This is a genomic window from Bartonella taylorii 8TBB (genome assembly GCF_902825155.1).
Taxonomy (GTDB): domain Bacteria; phylum Pseudomonadota; class Alphaproteobacteria; order Rhizobiales; family Rhizobiaceae; genus Bartonella; species Bartonella taylorii_A.
The window spans coordinates 1-417 of record NZ_CADEAG010000162.1 but is presented as its reverse complement, the minus strand read 5'-3'; the positions used below and the strand labels follow the sequence as shown (position 1 = coordinate 417).

Annotated in this window: 1 protein-coding gene; it reads right to left on the bottom strand. The window is 31.7% G+C overall.

Annotation, left to right across the window (positions count from 1 at the left end; all coding sequences use genetic code 11):
- Positions 1-241: enoyl-CoA hydratase/isomerase family protein (locus J7R13_RS09750; protein ID WP_281432498.1), on the bottom strand; the 241-nt coding region annotated here is incomplete at its 3' end.
- Positions 242-417: the final 176 nt, after the last annotated feature.

Here is a 417-nt window from a genome sequence, read left to right as displayed (position 1 = left end):
GGTTTTCAATTTTCATACAATCTTCCAAAGTTTGAAATAGGGTCTGTTTCATTTTTTTCCAAATAATTTTTAAACTTGTTGGGGAACGCGACTGCAAAATATCATAAAATTTTTTTGCGAATAAGAACCCTTGATTACTTTTTTTATAAAATAATTCCATACATTCCTCCCATTTGTTGGTACTAAAACAAACGCTGATAACACGACGTATTTTATTGCTTGTTTCATAATCTTTTCTAATCGCTTGTTTATCTAAAATTCATTTTGCGTTTTCTTGCTCAATATTATTTTTTTCAATTCATTCTATTTTAATCGCCGGAACCTCTTGTGTTGTAAACCCTAAATTTCACCCACCCCCCCATTTTATGTCGGCATCTGTCAATCCCAGAAAATTTCTTAAATGACCCGGAAGTTATG